The sequence below is a fragment of the Chitinophagales bacterium genome (assembly GCA_040877935.1).
Taxonomy (GTDB): Bacteria; Bacteroidota; Bacteroidia; order Chitinophagales; family CAIOSU01; genus JBBDNB01.
On the sequence record JBBDNB010000032.1, the window covers coordinates 53,147 to 74,449 of the forward strand.

Below are 21,303 nucleotides of genomic sequence, written 5' to 3' on the forward strand. Positions count from 1 at the left end.
ACTCTACAGCTCACTTTTATCAATGCCCGCTTGCTTGATAATGCTGATCAATGTCCCTTTGGGAATATCTTTATTGTGTTTGGGGACGATCACTCTTTTAGAGCGGTCGGGAAGCATGTAAATGTGATGGCTGCCCGAAGTTCTGTCAAGTAAAAAAATCCTCGGGGCAAGCCCACGAAGTATTTATTTGAAAAAATATTTTTGATCTAGAGGCAAGCCTCGGAGCATTTAAATCTCGATTATCGAGTAAAAATCCTTTTTTCAATAGTAATTTGATTAATTTTTTTGGAGTGTATGAGGGCAAAGAACTCATACGGCCACAGAAACCATATGTTCAAAAATAACTTCTTCACTTGGAATTGGGTCGCCATGTGCAGCAAGACTTTCAATATAAAGTGCAATGGCGTCTTTTGCCATAGCAACAGCCTCTTTCATGGTTTCTCCATATGTTACGCAGCCAGGCAGTGCAGGAACAGTTACGGTATATCCTCCATCAGGTTCTTCGGTAAGCAATATGCGATAGGTATGTGTTTTCATAACTGATGATTAAGTTTCCAATCCAAATATACAAACCTTCTGTTTTTGTTTTAAAGTTCAAACAGTGACGGGACAACTCCAGCTCTTCCGACCACTAAAGCAAAACTCAGCCCAACCAGTGTAATCAGCATCCTATTATCCCCACCACAAATTCCTTAATTTTGAGGGACAAACACCATGTGGAAATGAATCAACCAAAAATATACAAACCCAAACATAAAGTAAGAATTGTAACGGCCGCCTCGCTATTTGACGGCCACGATGCTTCTATCAATATCATGCGCAGGATAATACAGTCCACTGGCTGTGAAGTGATTCATCTAGGGCACGACCGCAGCGTGCAGGATGTAGTGGATTGCGCCATTCAGGAAGATGTACAAGGCATCGCCATGACTTCCTACCAGGGCGGACATGTGGAATACCTCAAGTACATGTACGACCTCCTGCACGAAAACAATGCAGGGCAGATCAAAATATTTGCCGGAGGCGGTGGGGTAATTTTACCCGATGAAGCCAAAGAATTAGAAGCTTATGGCATCACGCGCATCTATTCGCCAGATGATGGTCGTGAATTGGGTTTACAGGGTATGATCAATGATTTGGTTGAGCAATGCGATTTTCCTGTTTGGGAAGAAAAATTAAATTTCCAACTCGATAAATTGGAAGCAAAGAAAAGTGGCGAATTGGCCAGAGTTATTTCTATAGCTGAAAATGCTGCCGATGAATACAAAAAATTCAGTCCTGATATAAAAGCTGCTGCCGAAAAAAATAAAGTCCCGGTTTTGGGAATTACCGGAACCGGTGGAGCCGGGAAATCATCATTGGTAGATGAATTGGTGCGCAGATTTTTAGTTGATTTTGAAAGCAAACGAATTGCCATTGTTTCGGTAGATCCATCTCGCAAAAAAACGGGTGGAGCCTTGTTGGGCGACCGTATTCGCATGAATGCGATTTCAAGCAATAGAGTTTATATGCGCTCTTTGGCCACACGTCAATCCAATTTGGCACTTTCCAAATATGTGCAGGAAGCGGTGGATATTCTTAAAGCTGCCAAATTTGATTTGGTGATTTTGGAAACTTCCGGCATTGGCCAGTCCGATACGGAAATCATCGATCATTCCGATTTGAGCTTGTACGTAATGACCCCTGAATATGGCGCAGCAACCCAGCTCGAAAAAATTGATATGCTGGACTTTGCAGATGTTATTGCGCTCAACAAATTTGACAAGCGCGGTGCTTTTGATGCTTTGCGCGATGTGAAAAAACAGTTCAAAAGAAATCACCAGTTGTGGGAAAGCAAAGATGAATATCTGCCTGTTTTTGGCACAATCGCTTCGCAGTTCAACGACCCCGGCATGAACAAGCTCTACCGAATTTTGATGGACAAAATCACAGAGCGAACGGGCACAGATTTAAATTCCAATTTTGAAGCGGGCAATGAGCAATCGGAAAAGATTTTCATCATTCCACCCAACAGGACACGCTATTTGTCTGAAATTTCTGAGAACAACCGACACTACGATGATTGGGTAGAAAAGCAATCTGAAATTGCACAGAAATTATACAGCCTTCAAAAATCGATTGATTTACTGGAAGAAACAGGCGGAGAACAATCTGCCATTGACGCTTTAAAAAGCAGCAAGGAGAAACTGGAATTGGACATTGATCCTCGCAACAAAAAATTAATTGAAGAGTGGCCAGAGAAATTCAAACGCTACAAAGCAGATGAATTTATTTATCAAGTGCGCGGAAAAGACATTCACGTAAAAACTCACACGGAGTCTTTGTCTCATTTGCAAATACCCAAAGTTTCCCTGCCTAAATACAAGGCCTGGGGCGATTTGTTGAAATGGAATTTGCAGGAAAATGTACCTGGCGAATTTCCTTTCACCGCAGGTGTTTTTCCTTTCAAAAGAGAAGGCGAAGATCCTACGCGAATGTTTGCGGGCGAAGGCGGGCCAGAGCGAACCAATAAGCGTTTCCACTATGTTTCTTACGAATTGCCAGCCAAAAGACTTTCCACTGCTTTCGACTCGGTAACGCTCTACGGCAGAGACCCTGACCACCGACCGGATATTTACGGGAAAATCGGCAACTCTGGCGTTTCCATCTGCTGTCTGGATGATGCCAAAAAGCTTTATTCAGGTTTTGATTTGGCAAGTCCCGGCACTTCCGTTTCCATGACCATCAATGGCCCTGCAGCGATCATCACCGGATTTTTCATGAATGCCGCCATCGATCAGGCTTGTGAAAAGTATATCAAGGAAAAGGGATTGGAAGCTGAAATTGAAACGAAAATTGAAAAAATCTACAAAGACAAAGGTGTCAAGCGACCAGAATATTTGGGCGATTTGCCACAGGGAAGTGATGGGCTCGGTTTGATGCTTTTGGGCGTTACGGGCGATCAGGTTTTGCCAAAAGAGGTCTATGATAAAATCAAGGCAGAAACCCTGCCAAAAGTGCGCGGCACCGTACAGGCAGATATTTTAAAAGAGGATCAAGCACAAAACACCTGTATTTTTTCTACCGAATTTTCTTTGCGTCTGATGGGCGATATGCAGGAATATTTCATCAATACGGGCGTGCGCAATTTTTACTCCGTTTCCATTTCTGGCTACCACATTGCGGAAGCTGGTGCCAACCCCATTTCGCAGTTGGCTTTTACGCTGGCGAATGGATTTACCTATGTGGAATATTACCTCAGTCGAGGCATGGACATCAATAAATTTGCGCCCAACCTGTCGTTCTTTTTCTCCAACGGAATCGATCCGGAATATGCCGTAATCGGAAGGGTGGCAAGGAGAATTTGGGCAAAAGCCATGAAAGAAAAATATGGTGCGAATGCCCGTAGCCAAATGCTGAAATACCATATTCAGACCTCGGGCCGTTCGTTGCATGCACAGGAAATTGGTTTCAATGATATCCGCACGACCTTGCAAGCGCTGTATGCCATTTATGACAATTGCAATTCGCTGCACACCAATGCATATGACGAGGCCATCACCACGCCTACCGAAGAATCGGTGCGCAGGGCCATGGCCATTCAGCTCATCATCAATCACGAGTTGGGACTGGCGAAAAACCAAAATCCTTTGCAGGGAGCTTTTATCATTGAGGAATTGACCGATTTGGTGGAGGAAGCGGTGCTTTCGGAATTTGATAGAATCACTGAAAGAGGCGGTGTATTGGGCGCTATGGAAACCATGTATCAGCGTGGAAAAATTCAAGAAGAAAGTCTTTACTACGAAACTTTGAAACACAATGGTGAGCTAAAAATCATGGGCGTAAATACCTTCAAAGACTCCAAAGGCTCTCCTACGCTGATTCCTGGAGAAGTAATCCGCGCAACCAAAGAAGAGAAAGAAGCGCAGATCGACAACCTAAACCAATTGCACAAAGGCAATGCAAAACAAGCAGCCGAGCAATTGAATGTGATTAAAGAAGCAGCGGTGCAAAATGAAAATATTTTTGAGAAGCTGATGGAAGCCACCAAGTATTGTTCGCTTGGGCAGGTAACCGAAGGACTGTTTGAAGTGGGCGGGCAGTACCGCAGAAATATGTAGGCTGTGAACTTGAAGATCAATGTTCTTTTAATAAAAAAAGAAAATTAGATGCTGGAAGCTTAAATCGGGCTTTATTCGGCATTGAGCAATTGAGCCATAAAACAAGCATAAACGGAGTGGCTATTGCGACTTTGTCCGAAGCACAGCAATCAGGAAATTTTTACAAAATTTCCTGCTAATTGCGTAGCAAGTTTAGTCGCAATAACGCAGTGTTGCGTAGATTTTATGAGCCCAATTGGTCGCGCCTTGAATTTTTTGGTACTTTTTTTTCAAGAAAAAAGTACAGAGAAAAAATCAAAGAACCCGCTATTTATAAATCCCTAAGATTTTGTATGAAAGGGAAAATATGGAATCTTTGAGCAACTTAAATACAATAAGAGGTGTGTCAAAAAACCGATATAAATAATGCTGACAGCTTTTATAAACAACTCGTTATAAACTGATAATTACTGTAGTGGATTTAAAAATCAATGTTTTTGAAGAGCGATTGAAAAAAGCCCTATCCAATGGCCTACCGGGATTGGAAGCCCAATACAAAATGGCACCCGAAGGCCGCATGACCCCCTCTCAATATGCGCACTACAGCAAAAATGCTAGGGAAGGAGCAGTGTTGATCGGTTTTTTCGAAAAAGCAGGACGCATTCACACGGTGCTGATAGAACGCTCAAAATACGAAGGCGTACACAGCGGACAAATGGCATTTCCCGGGGGCAAAAAAGACGATACAGACAAAGACCTAGAGCATACCGCCCTGCGCGAAACACGGGAAGAAGTGGGTTTTCAGGAAGAAAAGGTAAAGTTGGTAGGCAAACTCACCGAGCTCTATATTCCACCCAGTAATTTTTTGGTAACTCCTTTTATTGGCATTTTACGACCGCCCTATGAATTTGTGCGCGATCCTTTTGAAGTGGCACAAATCCACACCACACCTATTGAGGTGTTTTTAGAAGAAAAGAACCGGGGCTTTAAAAAGATTACCGTAGCCGGAGGTTTGGAAATCAATTCACCCTATTTCGATTTGGAAGGAAAAGTCATCTGGGGCGCCACCGCTATGATGATTGCGGAGTTGGTGGAGGTTTTAAAACAAATAAAATAATGAATTATAAAGAAATTGAAAGGAAACTCTATCATGAGTTAGGTCATCACATAGTTAATACTATCTATAAAGATTATGGAAGAAAAGAGACAGCTGAAATAAAAATTACTGAGGTGAAACATAATTATTTCTCAGGCTTCGATAGGTATTATGGAGAAACAATACCTGTAATGGGAGAACCAACAGAACTATTTGAAAAATATCCTTTCTCTACAATTTCGAGCTTAACTCACGGCTGTGTTTTTGAGTCAATTTACACTAAAAGTAGATTTGAAGATTTATTTAGCAGAGAAGATAATGACTACCTGTTAAGTGGATATCAAGATGCTAAAGATTGCTATAATTTTGTGACTTGTAACCTTAGGTTAAATGATAAAATTTATATTTCGATTATAAACCACTCAATAAAGTTTGTTGAAGACTTAAAATCGCAAAACTTTCAATTACCTGAACTTGACATATACAAACTAGTCGAAATTCAAAAACCTATAACTGTAGTTGACGAGATTCATACTAGTTTCAAGGTTAATTTAAAATCATTAAACGAAGTCACTAAAGAATTTACAGAAGATTACAAACCAGTATTAGATGAATACTCAAAGTTCATCAAGAATCTTACATAGCCCCGCTTGCGAAAGTTAGCGTAGCAGTTCTTCTGCAAAAAAACCGTTTCAAAACCATCCCGCTGTAGATTATGGAGTCCCTATATTCCATGCAAAGTGCGCAAAGCTTTTTCGCAAAGTCCGCAGAGGATAATCTTTGCTTGCTCTGTGATATTCCTTGGTGTTCTTTGTGTGAAAAAATCATTTCCATAGATGAAGATTTTTGATAAATTTTCTAGGGAAAATTTTCCAGAATGACGGGTGTATTTGGGTTGTGTTTCTTTGAATGCCAATTTACCAATACTTCCAAACGATCTTCATTTGCGTATTAATCTTCTATGGGATCAACCCAATCGGTAAAATCAAAAGTATTGCCCAGCTCTCTTGCACAATTATGAACCGTAAGAATATCAATTCTTAAACTGTCTTTGATAAAATAAACGATTCTGTAATTTCCCCTGATTAACTCCCTTAAATTGTCATTATTAAAGGTCGCCAGTTTTTTTCCGCACTTCGGATGTTTTTCAAGTATATCAACTGATTCAAACAATCGTTCTACTGTAATTTCTGCATAACGGACGGAATCTTTTGAAATATGATCACCAATATCTTCAAGATCAGCAATGGCATTATCAGTCCATACTACTTTAGCCATTTTTTCAGCTTTTTCCTTGCCTCTGTTTTGGTATTTACCTTGTCTTTATTTGAATCATCAAGGCCTTTATGGACTTTCTCCAAAAATATCAAATGATCTACCACCTGGTCAATACTTAATTTTTCTGGCAGTTTATCAAGGGAATCAATGATTTGTGATTTTGTAATCATGTTGCTTTGATTTTTTCAGGCTATTTAAAGATAATAAACTTGGCAAAAGTTAATCTACAGTATTGTGTTTTTTATACAGCTCTTTTATAAATCGCTGAACAAACAATTTTAACTCAGGGTTCTTGTTTCCACCTAATTTCAAAGTCAATAAGATTCTGGAGTCTCTATATTCCACCACGCAAAGTCCGCAGAGAGAAATCTTTGCGAGTGCTGCGATATTCCCTGGCGTTCTTTGCGTGAAACTTGCACTAAGCAACTTTCATATTAATGACCTCAAGCTCTGTACCGTTTAAGAAGGATTCCTGGGCAATATCAAAAAGCTTTTGGCTGATCCCCAGCTTGCGCATAAAAAAGAATAGGTTTTCAATTTTTCTTTAGCCACACTTACTATGTCCGCAGCTTTTGCAGTTGAGGCAGCCTTCTTCATAAATCAAGGCCGCATCACCACAATCGGGGCAAACATTATCGGTAGGGGCAGTGCCGTCTGCAATGAATTTTTTCAAAGCGCGCACCACACCATTTTTCCAGGTGTTCAAAGAAGCATCGCTCAGGTGCAGCTCAGAAACCATATCCACTACATAGGGCAGTGGCATTCCGTGGCGCAATACACCTGAAATCAATTTGGCATAATTCCAATATTCTGAATCGAAAGCACGGGAAAGCCCGCCAATGGTAATTTCGTAACCATCTTTGTCCACATATCTAAAATCGTAGCGAGAAAGCCCATTGTCTTTATTGCGATTTTTGATCACTTCCCCTTTTTGCACATAATCGGGCATAAAGAAGGAATCCTCAGCTTTTCCGGTAAAGATTTCATAGGGCCTGCCATTTAAAATTCCAACCACGGCAATCCAGTTTTCGCTGTTGTTTTTAAAGCGCACTATTTCTGCATCCAATACATCGGGTCGTTTGGGTGGATTGGTTTCCAAAAACTCATTGACCTTTCCTTCCTGTTTTTTATCCGAATCGGAAATCAAAACACCGGAACGGGAACCATCGCGATAAACGGTAATGCCTTTGCAACCGCTTTCCCAGCCTGTGAGGTAAATATTGCCCACCATTTCTTCAGAAACTTCATTGGGCACATTCACGGTCACGCTAATGGAGTGATCTACCCATTTTTGCACAGCGCCCTGCAATTTTACTTTTTGCACCCAGTCCACATCATTGGCAGTGGCTTTGTAATAAGGTGATTTGGCAATAACCTCCTGCAATTGATCATTGTCCATTTTTTGAACTGCTTCCAGGTCAAAGCCATTGGTTTTTAACCAGGTAGCAAAATGATGATGAAAAACGGCATATTCTTCCCAGGAATCTCCTACATTATCCGTGAAATCTACACGAGCATTTTTATCATTGGGATTTACTTTTCTCCTGCGCTTGTATGCGGGCATAAATACAGGCTCTAAACCGGAAGTAGTCTGAGTCATCAAGCTTGTTGTACCGGTTGGCGCTATGGTCAACAGGGCAATGTTTCTTCTGCCGTGCTTGGTCATTTCGGCATACAGTTCAGGATCGTTTTCTTTCAATCGCATGATGAAAGGATTGTTTTGCTCCCGATCGGCTTCATAAATGGGAAAAGCACCCCTTTCTTTAGCCATTTCTACAGACGAACGATAGGCTTCAGTTGCAAGGGTTTTGTGCAAATTTTCTGAATATTTAATGGATTTATCAGAACCGTAGCGAATGCCCAAAGCTGCCAGCATATCGCCCTCAGCGGTAATGCCCACACCTGTTCTTCGACCCTGACGGCATTTTTTGCGGATATTTTTCCAAAGGCGGTGCTCTATTCTTTTTATTTCAGGATCTTCTGGATCAGCTTCTATTTTTTCCAGGATATGATCAATTTTTTCAACTTCCAGATCTACAATATCATCCATAATGCGCTGCGCCATGTGTACATGCTCTTTGAACAATTTAGTATCAAATTCCGCATTTTTCTCAAATGGATTTTTCACATAGGAATACAGGTTGATGGCCAGCAAACGACAACTGTCGTAGGGACAAAGTGGAATTTCACCACATGGATTGGTAGATACTGTTTTAAAACCCAGATCGGAATAGCAATCGGGAATGGCCTCGTTGATTATGGTATCCCAAAAAAGAATGCCCGGTTCGGCCGATTGCCAGGCATTGTGAACGATTTTATTCCATAGCTTTTTCGCATCAATTTCTTTAGTGATCAATGGATCAGCACTGTCAACAGGGTATTGCTGTATATATGGCGTTCCATTTTTTACAGCTTTCATAAAATCATCGTCAATACGCACAGAAACATTAGCACCGGTTACTTTGGTGCCGTCCATTTTTGCATCAATGAATTTTTCCGCATCGGGATGTTTGATGGAAATACTCAGCATTAATGCGCCACGTCTGCCATCTTGCGCCACCTCTCGAGTTGAATTTGAATAGCGCTCCATAAAAGGCACAACGCCCGTAGAAGTAAGCGCAGAGTTTTTCACGGGAGAGCCACCTGGGCGAATATGGGAAAGATCGTGCCCAACGCCACCGCGTCTTTTCATCAACTGAACCTGCTCCTGATCGATTTTCATAATGCCGCCATAGGAATCGGAATTGCCATCGTTGCCAATTACAAAACAATTGGAAAGCGATGCTATTTGATATTCATTGCCAATACCTGTCATTGGTCCACCTTGCGGCACTATATATTTAAAGCCTTTGAGCAATTGAAAAATCTCTTCTTCAGAATATGGATTGGGGTATTTTTGTTCTATCCGCGCAATTTCACCTGCCATTCTGCGGTGCATATCATCAGGTGTGCACTCGTATATATTCCCATCAGAATCTTTCAGCGCATACTTATTAATCCAAACACCGGCAGCGAGTTCATCTCCGTTGAAATATTTTTTTGAAGCTTCCAGTGCTTCTTCATAAGTGTATGTTTTCTTCTTTTTCAAACTTGTAGTGATTTCTGATAATTTAGAATTGGAGGCAGCATCGCTTGTGGTGAACATAGCTTATTGAATTTAGTAAATAAAAAAAACCGGTAAACCAACACAAATGGAAAAACGGGGTAAAACTCTTTCGACAATTTAGAAAATCAATAATTTAGATTAAGTCAAAATTATGAACATTCTAAAAGGTTTATCATTCACGACTTTGATAAAAAGTGTGGAAAATGGTATAGAGTTTCTGCTAAACACAATTAATTATTTAACACTGTATTTTTGTAAAACCACATTATTTACAAAACTTCACCACATGTCTGAACATAATAACCTTGTAAATAAGCTCAACTTGAAAGCACATCCCGAGGGAGGCTATTACAAAGAAGTTTTTAGAAGCAGTGAGTCTATATCGAAAGCAGCTTTACCTGAGCGCTTTTCAGGAGCACGAAATTACATAACATCCATCTATTTCCTGTTGGAAAAAGATTATTTTTCAGCATTCCACCGCATTCAGTCTGATGAATTATGGTATTTTCATCGCGGTGCTGACCTGAATATTCATGTTATTATGGAAGACGGTACTTATAAGTGCTATGAATTGGGTGCTGAACGAGATTTGCAATGTTGTATTCCGGCACTTTCTTGGTTTGCTGCTGAGACCAAAGGAAATTATAGTCTTGTAAGTTGTGCTGTAGCACCGGGGTTTGATTTTTCCGACTTTGAATTGGCTGAAAAATCAAAACTTTCTATTATTTATCCACAACATCAGCAACTTATTGATCAGTTTTGTAGAAAATAAATTTTTCTTAGCTTAATAGATATGAAAAACACTATACTTTTTATTGCATTTCTCCTGATAGTGGCATTCAATGCCTATTTGTTATTTTTAAATGTAAACCTGCGTTCTGAGCAGGCACAAAGCGCAAAAAAAATTGGTCAGATTGAACAGAAAATAGATTCACTTTCTGAGCAAGATCAGGAAGAAATAGAACTGGCTGTGCATATGCAACGCCTACTTACCTATGCTGACAAACTTTGGTTTTCAGGCAAGGCTGGCAATAAAGAACTAACAGATTTTTATGTGCATGAAATAGAAGAAAGTATGGAGCGTATCCATGATGTGAATATGATTTACGATGGAGTGGAGATCAGTCCATTAATGAAGCAATTTGGTCTGAAGGCAGTAGAAACTTTTGAAGAAAATCTTAAAAATAAAGAAAGTTTTGAATCCGCCTATCGCTTATTAATTACAGAGTGCAACAATTGCCACAATTCTTCTAAACACGCCTATATTCAAATTAAAACACCTGAAACACCCAGTTTTGATAATCAGGAGTATCAATTAAACAACTGATTTTTATAGGTTTTCAACAATTTTTGGCTTTAAGGACTTTATTAATACAATAATTCTTTGTAAATTCTGTATTATTAAAGCGTCAAAACTATAAGCCATGAAACTCAGAATGAGAAAAATGGAGAAAAACCAGACCATCAATGTACTGATTGTGGTGCTTTGTATTTTGCTAATTGGTTTCGTCTATATCAACGGAAGAATGATAGACGATTTTCAGGAGCGAAAAACAAAGGAAACATTCAATATTGAAAACCAGAGATTGCCTATGAAATGATTTTTACACTTTACCCCTGATAGTTTTATAAATGAAGAGGTTGTTAATGATAAGGGTGAACAGTAAAATTCCCATCGTAATCTCAATAAGTTTTCGATATTGAATATTCAAATCAGTAATTGCTGCTTTTATCTTCAAAAGCGTATGAAGTTCTTCTATGCCTACAAGGGCTGAGTAAAAAGCCAAAATCCCAATCAATAAAATCACAGGTATTAAAAGTAAATTGAGCACCAATTGAATTTTGCCCGTAGCATATCCGATATCGAGTAATAGTGAAATTTCTGTCTGTGCTCTAGAAATCAGCAATTGGAAATGCACCACAAAAATAACCAGCGAAAGTGCAATAAAAACCATTCCAATAAACCCGACTGCTGTCAATACCCATTGCAAAACCTGTGCAATTTTGCTGCTCTTCAGTTTTTCTTCATTGGTCTGCAAATGATTTTCACTCAAATAAGATTTTATCGCCTCCTCTTTCTCCAGGTCAACTTTTGCAATCAGCTTATTGGGCTTGGATTGTTTTGATCCGAAATTTTCATTGGCCCAATTCATAAAATTTGTAGGGACTACAACTGAAGGCACTCTTTCGGAAAACCCTACAACGCGTGCATCAAAAACCTGTTCTTTTCCGTTTCCGGAAATAATGATTTTGAAAGGGAACATTTGAATGGCGCTTTCCGGCATTTGCGGAAGGCCTTGTGAAGTGGCTACACCAAAATTGTAGAGGCGAACAAACTCTGCAGAAATCATTACCGGAATAAATTTATCGCCCTTTTGCCATTTGAAATCCTCGGGTGTTTTGTCCAGGAATTTTTCAGGAACAGCTTCTAAGAAAAAATTGGCGTCAAAGCCCACATCAAAGGAAAAGTCGGCATTGACCTTAAATGTATTCCTGTCAAAACCAGCCAGATCAAACACAAAATCCTGTTTTCTTATGCTGTCAATTTCTTCTGGCTTGAATTGAGACACACTGCTGTTCATTGTATTGGCAAGTGTTATTTTTTTATTAATGATGATGTATTCCGACTCTTCAGCCTTATCACTAAGCAGGATTTGCACATCTGTATAGAGCTGCCAGGCCATCATCACAATAAATATCCCCAGTGCCAGTCCGCCTATGGCAAACAAAAGCTGAAAAAGTCCCTGGCGTGCAAGGAGAATTTTAGACAATAATCGAATCATTATAGCAGTAAAGTTTTGTCATAATTAAAATAGGCATCTTCATCTAAGCCGGCCACAAGCATTCCGGCATTTCTTTCTTTACAATTTTCCTGGATCAATTCTGCAGCTTTTTTAGCATTTGCTTTGTCGAGATGGCTAAAAGGTTCGTCAAGAAGTAACCATTCAAAAGGAGAAATTAAAGCCCGGATAATTGCAAATCGTTGTCTTTCTCCATAAGATAGGTGCTTGGCTTTTCTGTCCAAAAGATGGGCTACCCCAAGTTTTTCAATCATATTTTCAATTTTTTCCCAGGAATGCTCAGATTCAAGATGAAATTTAAGTTTTAAATTCTCTACAGCGCTCAATTCTGAAAAGAGCCTTAAATCCTGGAAAACAATTGAAAAGCGGTTTTTCCGCAAACTTGCCCAATCATTGACCCCTAACTTTGCGCTGTCTTTGCCTTCTATAAACACTTTGCCTTCAAAATCTTTGCGATTGCCGTAAATGATCTGTAAGAAAGTTGATTTTCCGGTACCCGATGCTGCCTGAATCTGATAGCTTATGCCATTTTCCAGTTCAAATGACCGATTCCAAATTTGTGAGTTACTTAAGTCTCTTTCTTTTAGGGGAAAGGGAATCAGTTGTTCTAATTTTATGTTCATTCTACTTGTTTATAAACTAATTAAAGTTTTTAAAGCTATTTTATTATTTTTTCGATGCTTTTTATCAAAAGGCATTGTCTTTTGGGCAGGTTACTATTTATTTTTCTGAAAAATACGGATAATGAATGCATTTATAAAAATGGGGAACAGTCAAAAGATCGATTTGGCAGAATATATTTGTCAATACAGGCAACTGCACCCAGATGTAGAGATATATGTAGGTTGTGATAGTCAAAACTACAGCCGATACACCGTTTATGTAAGCACTGTTTTATTTCGCTTTTATCAAAATGGGGCACATGTGGTTTACAAAAAGGAAAAGGTCAATAAAATAACAGCGATATGGCCGCGCTTATGGGGAGAACTTGAACGTTCTGTAGACCTGGCCTCATATATCCGCGAACATTGCGGTTATTCAATAAAGCAAATCGATTTGGATTTCAATAAAAGTCCTGAATTTCCATCCTTCAAGGTATATAAAGCGGCTGTAGGTTATGCAGAATCAATGGGTTTTACAGCTAAGGCCAAACCCGATTTGTTATTTGCCACAAGTGCAGCTAATTTTTTATGCCATTAAGTAATTGCATTACTGTTTTTGCTACTTGACTGTATATCATTTTGCTTATTTTTACAGGCTCAAAGCAATAATGAATCGATTCCTTTTTATACTCACTCTGCTTTTAAGCATGCCCCTTTTTCAGTATGGACAAGATCCGAAAATCATTGCGCATCGCGGAGCCTCCGGCTACTGTCCTGAAAATACAATTCCGGCAATTGAGAAAGCACTTGAAATTGGTGTTGATATGGTAGAAATTGATATCCACCTGAGTAAAGACGGGGAAATCATTGTGATTCATGATGCTACAATTGATCGCACAACAAACGGAAAAGGGTATGTAGTGGATTTTACGCTAAATGAATTAAAAGAATTTGATGCAGGTTCATGGTATGATGAAAAGTTCAGCGGGACTAAAATTCCTGAACTTTCAGAAGTATTGCAACTATGTGTGGGTAAATGTCCTCTATTAATAGAAGTAAAAAAAGGCAGTGATTATTATCCTGAAATTGAGCAAAAAGCCTGGCAATTAGTAAAGGAAATGAATGCAGAGGAATGGGTAGAATTTCAGAGTTTTTATGATCATTCCCTGGAACAAATGGAAAAAACAGGTATTACTGCTCCCATTTATAAATTATTAGTGGGTATTTATCCGGGATTCCCTTTATATATTGACCACAGTTTGAAATGGGGAAACTATTTTAGGAAAAATAAAGTAAGTATCAGCGGAATAAACCCTAACGAAAGCTTTGTCAATTCAGCTTTTTTAAATAAAGTGAATAATAAGTCTCTTTCAAGTTATATATGGACTGTTAATGAAGAAAAGAAAATGCGTAAGATGATTGCCCGGAATGTGGCGGGTATTATTACCAATTATCCAAAAGAATTAAAGCAAATACTCAATGAATAAATCCATTATTTTACTTTTCTGTTTAATCACAGGAAGTCTTATAGCTCTTGCCCAGAACATTACTCATGGACCTGTTACGGGCGGAGTTACTCAAAATAAAGCAAAAGTGCTCTTCTTTGCCGATCAAAGCATAAATGCTCAGTTGCGCTATTCTAAACAGGCCAATTTCAGCAGCTACGATTCAATAAATGCAAGCAGCGATCCGGCCAATGGAAATGTGTTAAAATTCAATCTAAACGAGCTTGAAAGCAATACCCGCTATTATCACCAGGCCTATTTAGGTGGAAGCCCCGCTTCTGATGTGGGGACTTTTAAGACAAAACCATGTGATGGAGAAAGTGGCAATTATACTTTCCTGATGGGGTCTTGTCAAAACGAAAACAGAAGCAATGATGAGGTTTTTGCAGAAATGCTCAATCATCCGGCAGACTTTTTCTTGCAAATAGGCGATTGGGGATATCCTGATGATACAGATAATTTGCCAAATAACAATGATTTTTTTCCGGCAGATTACTCACGTGTAATTGAAGCCTATAAAAACAAGTACGATTATCAGCACATGAAAGAATTCCTGAAAACCACATGGATGGATTATGTTTGGGATGATCATGATTATGTGGATGACAATACTTCGCGAAATACATCCTCCTATACAGATTTTGGGACAAACCCCACTCTATTGGAAATCCCTTTTCCTCCGGGCACCAGGCGAAATGCTATCAAAGGATATTACGATCTTTTTCCAGGCTTTGAACCGGTGGACTCTTCCGAGGGAACTTATCACAAATTCCGCTATGGAAATATTGAAGTTTTTATGTTGGATGATCGTGCTGCCCGATCGCCTGTAAATGACGCTATACAGGAAGTCAATGGAGACTATGTTTACGCACCTCCTCCCGGACATTCAATTTTAGGAGACGAGCAAAGAGCCTGGCTATTGGAAAACCTGAAAAAATCCACTGCTACCTGGAAATTTATTACTACAGCTACTGCTTTTAATCTCACCTACAGAGATGCTATTCAGGGTGTGTTAAATTTACCCAATCTTGCAGGGTTGCCACTGGCATCTGCCCTGGTTGATTGTTGGAGCGGCTATCCTATGGATCAGGATTCTATTATTAACATGGTGAATCGCGAAAATATTGACGGGGTAGTAATGATGAGTGGAGACACGCATACTTCGGGAATTGATAATGGCCAGGCAGGTGGTTTGCCGGAAATAATGGCCGGTTGTTTGTCACAAACCAATTCAGCACTGGTAACAACTGTGCCCCTTTTGAGTTTTGGCTTAGTCTGGAGCGAAGGTGGTCAGGGCATAGGCAATTTAAATACCAATGACGGTTTTGGGAAGATATCAATTGATGGAGACAATGCTGTAACATTAGAGGTGATTGATGAAAATGGTACTGTAATTACTGATTACACAATATACAGTTGCAGCTATTACAGTGGGCTTGATCTGCAGTTAGTAAGTACTGAAGACAACAAATGTTTTGGTGATACTTCAGGAATGGTAGAGGTTGCAGCTACAGGAGGGACTCCTCCTTACCGTTATACGATAGACCGTGAAACCTATCAAAGTAGCCCGGTTTTCACTGGCCTGACGAAAGGACAACATACACTTGCCGTAAAGGATAGCACAGGATGTACCAAAGAAATTTGTTTTTCAATCGAGCAGCCCGATTCGCTCGAAATCAATATCAATACGACACCTGTAACGTGCAATAGTAATGCAGATGGCATTTCTGCTATTGATGTAAGTGGTGGAGTTGGTGCATATACCTATCAGTGGCAGGACAGTAGTATTACTACTGCTTTTGACAGCAATTTATTGGCAGGCAATTACCAGGTAACTGTATCAGACAGTAATCAATGTTCAAAGCAAGTTGCTTTTGAAATTACAGAGCCTGATGCTTTAACCTTTAATGCCATTCTGGAAGATGTGAGTTGTCATGGGGGCTCAGATGGCATTGCCACTATTATCCCTTCAGGAGGAGTAAGTCCCATTGATATTTTGTGGGAAGATGGGCAAAATACATTTACTAATAATCAGCTTGAGTATGCTTACAATAGTTTTACGCTTACAGACAGTAATTCCTGTACCTATACCGATTCAGTTTTTATTGACCAGGCAGATTCTTTATATATCAACCCAGAAGTAACGCCTGACAATGGCAACAGAAGTGGCCGTATAGTATTGAATCCACAGGGTGGAACTCCTCCCTATCTTTATCAATGGCAGGGGCCTTCCCGTTCAGATACATTGAAAAATATTGCTGCAGGAAGTTATTCTCTCAATTTAATAGATGCCAATGGCTGTTTGTTGAAAACAGTAATTGAAGTGCCAATGGACAGCAGTGTTAATGTTGAGGACGCAGAATTCAGTCGATTTTTGAAAATATATCCCAATCCCGCAAGCACTTCAGTGCAAATAGAATGGAACAGCGATGAAAAAGCTGAGCATGCTGAAATCTTTGATTTGAATGGAAAATCTATTTGGAGCAAAGTGATGGGGCAAAATACAACTCAATTTAGCATTAATGTGAGCGATTGGCCGACAGGAGTTTATCTTATCCAAATTCAACTGAATGATGGCTTAGCTGTTAAACGCTTTGTAGTTCAGGAATAAAATAATAGAAAGAAAGGAAAAAAAGTGGGCCCACCAGGACTCGAACCTGGGACCAATGGATTATGAGTCCACTGCTCTAACCAACTGAGCTATAGGCCCTTTTTCTGTTTGCAGATAGAATGCTGCTGAAAAATGAAATGCAAATTTACATATTTGCAGTCAAAACAAATAGACTATCCATGCATTTTATAAAAAACATCATTTTCGACCTGGGCGGGGTAATTATTAACCTGGATATGTCGGCCACAGAAGCTGCATTTTATAAATTACTCGGAGAAAAAGCACATGTGCTAAAATCCCCTGAAGCACAACAGCAAATTTTTTATCCCTTCGAAAAAGGTAAAATCAGCGATATTCAATTCAGGCAGTACATTCGAGATTTTACTGGCGAAAATCTAAGCGATTCAGAAATTGATGCAGCATGGAATGCAATGCTTGGTTCAATTCCTATAGAGCGCCTGAATTTTTTGAACAAGATTAAAAACAATTACAGAATTTTCCTTTTGAGCAATACCAATACTATTCATTATCGCGCATTCAATCAAATTCTGAATAGAGCACATCAACTTGAAGACTTAAGCTCCTTTTTTGAAAATTGCTATTACTCTCAGCAAGTAGCTATGCGCAAGCCCGATGCAGAAATTTTTGAGCATGTACTCACACAAAATGGTTTAGTGCCTGAAGAGACCCTTTTTCTTGATGATACGCTAATGCATCTTGAAGGCGCTTCTGAACTGGGTATTCATGTAGAGCAAGTAAAGGCCGAACGCGATATTTTTTCGATTTTAAGCGATTTTAAATATTAGTAATGCATATGCTTTAAAACCACTTGTTGAGTCTACATGAATGATTTATTCACAAACAGAAATTCAATACATAATCAGAAATTGCTTTGAATTTTTCAGAACTTAGCAATGCGCTGTCAAGTGCAAATTGATTATCCGCATTAATGAAAGCTCCCAAAAAAATAATTTGAATGAGGAAATCTGATTTCTATCAGTATATTTATCTTCAAGTGTGAAAAAACTATTGACATACAGCTTTTATATTTCTTTTTTTCTGAGCAGTATCTTGCTTTGGGGACAGGAAACGCAAAAACCTGTTTTCCATACGGTTGAAAAGGGCAATACCATTTACAGCCTTTCGCGCCAATACAAGGTTTCTGTATTGGACATTAAGACCTGGAACGATATGAAGTCCAACAATTTGTCAGTTGGGGATAAAATAATTGTTGGTTACCGGGAATTTGAAGAAACCAGTGACCTGGAAGAGAAAAGTAAAGTAGCTGGGGAATATATTCCCGATGATGAGCCGGAGCAGAAAACAGAAAAAATTGATCCTGAAAAAATTGACAGTGGTAAAATTACGATGGAACCCAGGGCTGACGAAAAAAACACTCCACCTGCTTCACTTGAAGATCTCGGCACAGATATAGACGATGAGAATATCTACAATATCTCACTGGAAACTGTAGAAGAAACAAAAGGTACAGAATCCAAAGATCTTAGTAAATCTATGGCGCTTCCAAAACCTACCTCACTTGTTTTTTGTGGAGGCGTAAACAATGGTGTCCCGGTTGGGGTAAGTACTGTATTTTACAAACAGGCATCGAGCAATTATTTTTATGTTTTTCTTGAAATTCAGGAACAGTTTGATGACAGCGAGCTCATTGTAGAGCTCTATCAAAAGGAAGATTTTTCAAAACGTTTTAACAACCACAAGCGGACTCAAAAATTTGCAATTAAAGCACGCTGGAAATATACCAGTTTTAGGTATGAAATTCCTGAACCCGGAGAATACCGCATGATGGTTTTTAATTCACAGAAGAAAAAATTGGCCGAAGGGTTTTTTGTGATTTTAGAAAAATAGAGGTCTGCTTTGGCAGATCAGGAGTTTAAAGCTTGCAAGAACAATTCAGCTACATTTTTTATTTCTGCTTCATCCAAGTCAATATCCAGTGGCAAACACAAAACCCTTGATGCAAGGTCTTCAGATACCGGGCAGGAAACATGCTCTACATATGGCAATTGATTCAAAGAAGGATGAAAATAACGCCTTAGGTGAATGTCTTTTTTCTGTAAAAAATCCTTGACTTTAATTACATCAGGTTCACTTTTTAGAAAAACAGGGTAATATGCGTAATTCTGATCCAGCGCCTCATTCCAATTAAGAGGAATTACTTTTCCGGTCAAATACCTATCGTATATTTCAAATATTGCTTTGCGTTTTTCAATTATTTCTGAAACATAGGGCAAAACAGCCAGACCCATTGCAGCATTGAATTCCGATGATTTTGCATTAATACCCAGGCCGAAAAAACCACCCATTTCATCATGTCCAAAACGCCTCATGTATTCCACTTTTGTAGCAAGTTCATCATCATTGGTAGCTATGGCACCACCTTCAATAGTGTGAAACAATTTAGTAGCATGAAAACTCAATGTGGCTGCTTTTCCAAAATTTAAGATCGATTGATTATTGTACTTCACATTAAAACTATGCGCAGCATCGTATATCAATGGAATATTGTACTTATCGGCCAATTGCTGATACTCTTCCAGGGGGCCGCTATTGCCATAAACATGGGTCAGTACAATTGCTGAAATTGAACTGTCATTTTCCAGAGCTAATCTAATGGCTTTGAAGTCAGGACAAAGTGTTTCGGGATCAATATCGCAGAAAATCAGCTCCAGACCTTCCCATACTATACTGGAAGTAGTGGCTACATATGAAAAGGGCGTTGTAATTACCTTATTCTTAAGCCCCAGTGCTTTGTATAAAAGTTGTAGAGCGATTGTGCCATTGGAAACAAGTATAATATGCTTCACATTTAGATAATCAGCCAGTTTCTTTTCCAACTCTGCACTTAATGGCCCTTTATTTGTGATCCAGTTTGATGCCCAAATCCGATCCAGGTATTTATCATATTCTGCCTTTGGTGGCAAAAAGGTTTTAGTAACATTGATCATTTTATAATCTATCGACAATTCATTTTAAAAAAAATATTTTCAGGATTTAGCTTAGTCCAAAGCAAATATAAACTTCTTTTTTATCCCTTGTGCGCTTCTTCATTTTGCTTTCCAAGCGCTGCAATCCCAACGCCTCTGCTTTTTAAATAAAGCACACTGATCAAACCTGTAACTATTCTAAAAACCATGCCCGTTGCATGCATTGCAGTTGCCCAGGCCAGTGCAATTTCAGGAGTGATTTTTAAAACCTGAAGCGATTCTGAAACCACCCAGTGAAAAGCGCCAATATTACCCTGAATCGGAGCTGCCTGGCTGAATGCACTTGTGGCGAAAATAAAAAGTGCATCAATAATATTGAGGTGTGCAGTGCCTTCCATTGCATAGAAACAGAGCTGAAAATTAATCAGATAGCATAGGAAAATAAAGAAGCTCAATGCAATAAAAGCACTGCTGTTTTTTATGTTTTTAATAGAAATTACGCCCTGCCATATATTGGTGAAAATTTCTTTTATCCTGGCTTGAAAAGTACTTTGTCCCGAATTGTATTTTCGCCAGATATAAAAAGCTATAATTGCCAGCAAGACAAATCCCCCCATTAATGGCAGCCAGTATTCCTGCGGCAGGACTAAAAGCACTTTTTCTTTGAGGTTGTTCCAAATCTGGTTTTTCAAAAAACCGGAAACTTCCTTGTACTTAAGTATTGTAGCAAGGCCAAAGAAACCGATAAGCATAATCAGATCAACTAATTTTTCCATTATTAATGTGCCAAAAGATCGGCTAAATGGAATTTGTTCTGTTTCTTTTAAAGCCCAACAGCGATAAAAATCCCCCACCTTTGAAAGATAAATATTGACAAAAAAAGTAGCCAGCACTGCATGAAAGGCAGTGTGGATAGAAGTATTGTGTCCAAAGGTGCGCAATTGCAGCACCCAGCGCCAGGCTCTGGCCCAATGTGATAAAAGCATGAAAATACGCGGAAGGAAAAACCACCACAAGTTGGCTTCTTTCATCGCTTCCCATATACTCGAATAATCTTTTCCGCGAAAAGCCACATAAAGCAGTAAAACACCAGCGACCGGAAATAAAATATTCCTGACCACCCACCAAAAACGCGATTTTATTTTTGCCTTATCTGCCACTAAATCTCTTATTGAAAACCAAAGCTAATGATATTCTAAGGCTTTCTACATTTAAGAATGATCAAAAAAATCTACAGAGTATTGCGCTGTAATTGTTTTAATGCTTATTTTTGTGGC

20 protein-coding genes and 1 tRNA gene are annotated in these 21,303 nt (G+C 39.2%); 11 read left to right on the top strand and 10 right to left on the bottom strand.

The annotated features are described in order from the left end of the window. Positions 1-3: 3 nt before the first annotated feature. Positions 4-183, bottom strand: a complete 180-nt coding sequence (locus WD048_08150) for a type II toxin-antitoxin system HicA family toxin (protein ID MEX0812176.1) — start codon at positions 181-183, stop codon at positions 4-6. A 126-nt stretch (positions 184-309) separates the two neighbouring features. Further along, positions 310-537, bottom strand: a complete 228-nt coding sequence (locus WD048_08155) for a type II toxin-antitoxin system HicB family antitoxin (protein MEX0812177.1) — start codon at positions 535-537, stop codon at positions 310-312. Positions 538-722: 185 nt separating this feature from the next. Here WD048_08155 and WD048_08160 point away from each other — a divergent pair, with 185 nt between their 5' ends. The 3 genes from WD048_08160 (at position 723) to WD048_08170 (ending at position 5,819) form a co-directional block, all read left to right on the top strand. Then, positions 723-4,100: a methylmalonyl-CoA mutase family protein gene (locus tag WD048_08160; protein ID MEX0812178.1), complete on the top strand. Its 3,378-nt coding sequence runs from the start codon at positions 723-725 to the stop codon at positions 4,098-4,100. Between the two features lie 454 nt (positions 4,101-4,554). After that, positions 4,555-5,196 carry a CoA pyrophosphatase gene (locus WD048_08165; protein MEX0812179.1) on the top strand — a complete coding sequence of 214 codons (642 nt, stop codon included), beginning with the start codon at positions 4,555-4,557 and terminating at the stop codon, positions 5,194-5,196. Beyond that, positions 5,196-5,819, top strand: coding sequence for a hypothetical protein (locus WD048_08170; protein MEX0812180.1), 624 nt, complete (start codon positions 5,196-5,198; stop codon positions 5,817-5,819). The genes WD048_08165 and WD048_08170 overlap by 1 nt, the downstream gene beginning before the upstream one ends. A gap of 307 nt (positions 5,820-6,126) precedes the next feature. Here the strand turns inward: WD048_08170 and WD048_08175 are convergent, their stop codons facing one another. From WD048_08175 to WD048_08185, 3 genes are all read right to left on the bottom strand, one after another. After that, positions 6,127-6,453: a type II toxin-antitoxin system RelE/ParE family toxin gene (locus WD048_08175; GenBank protein MEX0812181.1), complete on the bottom strand. Its 327-nt coding sequence runs from the start codon at positions 6,451-6,453 to the stop codon at positions 6,127-6,129. Next, the gene (locus WD048_08180) at positions 6,441-6,623 is read right to left on the bottom strand and encodes a hypothetical protein (protein MEX0812182.1); all 183 of its coding nucleotides are present in this window, start codon (positions 6,621-6,623) and stop codon (positions 6,441-6,443) included. The genes WD048_08175 and WD048_08180 overlap by 13 nt, the downstream gene beginning before the upstream one ends. 374 nt (positions 6,624-6,997) lie before the next feature. After that, complete coding sequence (locus tag WD048_08185; GenBank protein ID MEX0812183.1) at positions 6,998-9,598, bottom strand: adenosylcobalamin-dependent ribonucleoside-diphosphate reductase; 2,601 nt, start codon at positions 9,596-9,598, stop codon at positions 6,998-7,000. Positions 9,599-9,845: 247 nt separating this feature from the next. On the opposite strand from WD048_08185, the gene WD048_08190 reads away from it, so the two are divergent. From WD048_08190 to WD048_08200, 3 genes are all read left to right on the top strand, one after another. Continuing rightward, the gene (locus WD048_08190) at positions 9,846-10,331 is read left to right on the top strand and encodes a cupin domain-containing protein (protein MEX0812184.1); all 486 of its coding nucleotides are present in this window, start codon (positions 9,846-9,848) and stop codon (positions 10,329-10,331) included. Between the two features lie 21 nt (positions 10,332-10,352). Further along, positions 10,353-10,886, top strand: coding sequence for a hypothetical protein (locus WD048_08195; GenBank protein MEX0812185.1), 534 nt, complete (start codon positions 10,353-10,355; stop codon positions 10,884-10,886). 97 nt (positions 10,887-10,983) lie between these two features. After that, entirely contained in the window at positions 10,984-11,160 is a 177-nt protein-coding gene (locus tag WD048_08200) for a hypothetical protein (GenBank protein ID MEX0812186.1), read from the top strand. Between the two features lie 3 nt (positions 11,161-11,163). On the opposite strand, the gene WD048_08205 is transcribed toward WD048_08200, so the two are convergent. Beyond that, entirely contained in the window at positions 11,164-12,342 is a 1,179-nt protein-coding gene (locus WD048_08205; protein ID MEX0812187.1) for a hypothetical protein, read from the bottom strand. Then, positions 12,342-12,983 (bottom strand): ATP-binding cassette domain-containing protein, encoded by a 642-nt coding sequence (locus WD048_08210; GenBank protein MEX0812188.1) that lies wholly within the window; start codon positions 12,981-12,983, stop codon positions 12,342-12,344. The genes WD048_08205 and WD048_08210 overlap by 1 nt, the downstream gene beginning before the upstream one ends. 121 nt (positions 12,984-13,104) lie before the next feature. Between WD048_08210 and WD048_08215 the strand changes: the two genes are divergently transcribed. The 3 genes from WD048_08215 (at position 13,105) to WD048_08225 (ending at position 17,078) form a co-directional block, all read left to right on the top strand. Then, entirely contained in the window at positions 13,105-13,560 is a 456-nt protein-coding gene (locus WD048_08215) for a ribonuclease H-like YkuK family protein (protein ID MEX0812189.1), read from the top strand. Between the two features lie 109 nt (positions 13,561-13,669). Beyond that, positions 13,670-14,449, top strand: a complete 780-nt coding sequence (locus WD048_08220; protein ID MEX0812190.1) for a glycerophosphodiester phosphodiesterase family protein — start codon at positions 13,670-13,672, stop codon at positions 14,447-14,449. Continuing rightward, positions 14,442-17,078 (top strand): alkaline phosphatase D family protein, encoded by a 2,637-nt coding sequence (locus WD048_08225; GenBank protein MEX0812191.1) that lies wholly within the window; start codon positions 14,442-14,444, stop codon positions 17,076-17,078. Before WD048_08220 ends, WD048_08225 begins: the two co-directional genes overlap by 8 nt. 25 nt (positions 17,079-17,103) lie before the next feature. On the opposite strand, the gene WD048_08230 is transcribed toward WD048_08225, so the two are convergent. After that, a tRNA-Ile gene (locus tag WD048_08230) sits at positions 17,104-17,177 on the bottom strand. A gap of 80 nt (positions 17,178-17,257) precedes the next feature. Between WD048_08230 and WD048_08235 the strand changes: the two genes are divergently transcribed. Continuing rightward, positions 17,258-17,884 carry an HAD family phosphatase gene (locus WD048_08235; GenBank protein ID MEX0812192.1) on the top strand — a complete coding sequence of 209 codons (627 nt, stop codon included), beginning with the start codon at positions 17,258-17,260 and terminating at the stop codon, positions 17,882-17,884. 211 nt (positions 17,885-18,095) lie between these two features. After that, a complete protein-coding gene (locus WD048_08240) occupies positions 18,096-18,947 on the top strand; it encodes a LysM peptidoglycan-binding domain-containing protein (protein ID MEX0812193.1) in 852 nt (283 codons plus the stop codon). Between the two features lie 17 nt (positions 18,948-18,964). On the opposite strand, the gene WD048_08245 is transcribed toward WD048_08240, so the two are convergent. Together WD048_08245 and WD048_08250 are read right to left on the bottom strand one after the other, a co-directional pair. Then, positions 18,965-20,047: a DegT/DnrJ/EryC1/StrS family aminotransferase gene (locus WD048_08245; protein ID MEX0812194.1), complete on the bottom strand. Its 1,083-nt coding sequence runs from the start codon at positions 20,045-20,047 to the stop codon at positions 18,965-18,967. Between the two features lie 80 nt (positions 20,048-20,127). Next, positions 20,128-21,186: a lysylphosphatidylglycerol synthase transmembrane domain-containing protein gene (locus WD048_08250; protein ID MEX0812195.1), complete on the bottom strand. Its 1,059-nt coding sequence runs from the start codon at positions 21,184-21,186 to the stop codon at positions 20,128-20,130. Positions 21,187-21,303: the final 117 nt, after the last annotated feature.

Bases quoted from the DNA above. Each gene is read 5' to 3' on its own strand.
- WD048_08235 (MEX0812192.1), top strand. From the start codon at position 17,258: ATGCATTTTATAAAAAACATCATTTTCGACCTGGGCGGGGTAATTATT.
- WD048_08175 (MEX0812181.1), bottom strand. From the start codon at position 6,453: ATGGCTAAAGTAGTATGGACTGATAATGCCATTGCTGATCTTGAAGAT.
- WD048_08155 (MEX0812177.1), bottom strand. From the start codon at position 537: ATGAAAACACATACCTATCGCATATTGCTTACCGAAGAACCTGATGGA.
- WD048_08215 (MEX0812189.1), top strand. From the start codon at position 13,105: ATGAATGCATTTATAAAAATGGGGAACAGTCAAAAGATCGATTTGGCA.
- WD048_08225 (MEX0812191.1), top strand. From the start codon at position 14,442: ATGAATAAATCCATTATTTTACTTTTCTGTTTAATCACAGGAAGTCTT.
- WD048_08245 (MEX0812194.1), bottom strand. From the start codon at position 20,047: ATGATCAATGTTACTAAAACCTTTTTGCCACCAAAGGCAGAATATGAT.
- WD048_08210 (MEX0812188.1), bottom strand. From the start codon at position 12,983: ATGAACATAAAATTAGAACAACTGATTCCCTTTCCCCTAAAAGAAAGA.
- WD048_08205 (MEX0812187.1), bottom strand. From the start codon at position 12,342: ATGATTCGATTATTGTCTAAAATTCTCCTTGCACGCCAGGGACTTTTT.
- WD048_08160 (MEX0812178.1), top strand. From the start codon at position 723: ATGAATCAACCAAAAATATACAAACCCAAACATAAAGTAAGAATTGTA.
- WD048_08200 (MEX0812186.1), top strand. From the start codon at position 10,984: ATGAAACTCAGAATGAGAAAAATGGAGAAAAACCAGACCATCAATGTA.
- WD048_08180 (MEX0812182.1), bottom strand. From the start codon at position 6,623: ATGATTACAAAATCACAAATCATTGATTCCCTTGATAAACTGCCAGAA.
- WD048_08185 (MEX0812183.1), bottom strand. From the start codon at position 9,598: ATGTTCACCACAAGCGATGCTGCCTCCAATTCTAAATTATCAGAAATC.
- WD048_08220 (MEX0812190.1), top strand. From the start codon at position 13,670: ATGCCCCTTTTTCAGTATGGACAAGATCCGAAAATCATTGCGCATCGC.
- WD048_08170 (MEX0812180.1), top strand. From the start codon at position 5,196: ATGAATTATAAAGAAATTGAAAGGAAACTCTATCATGAGTTAGGTCAT.
- WD048_08195 (MEX0812185.1), top strand. From the start codon at position 10,353: ATGAAAAACACTATACTTTTTATTGCATTTCTCCTGATAGTGGCATTC.
- WD048_08190 (MEX0812184.1), top strand. From the start codon at position 9,846: ATGTCTGAACATAATAACCTTGTAAATAAGCTCAACTTGAAAGCACAT.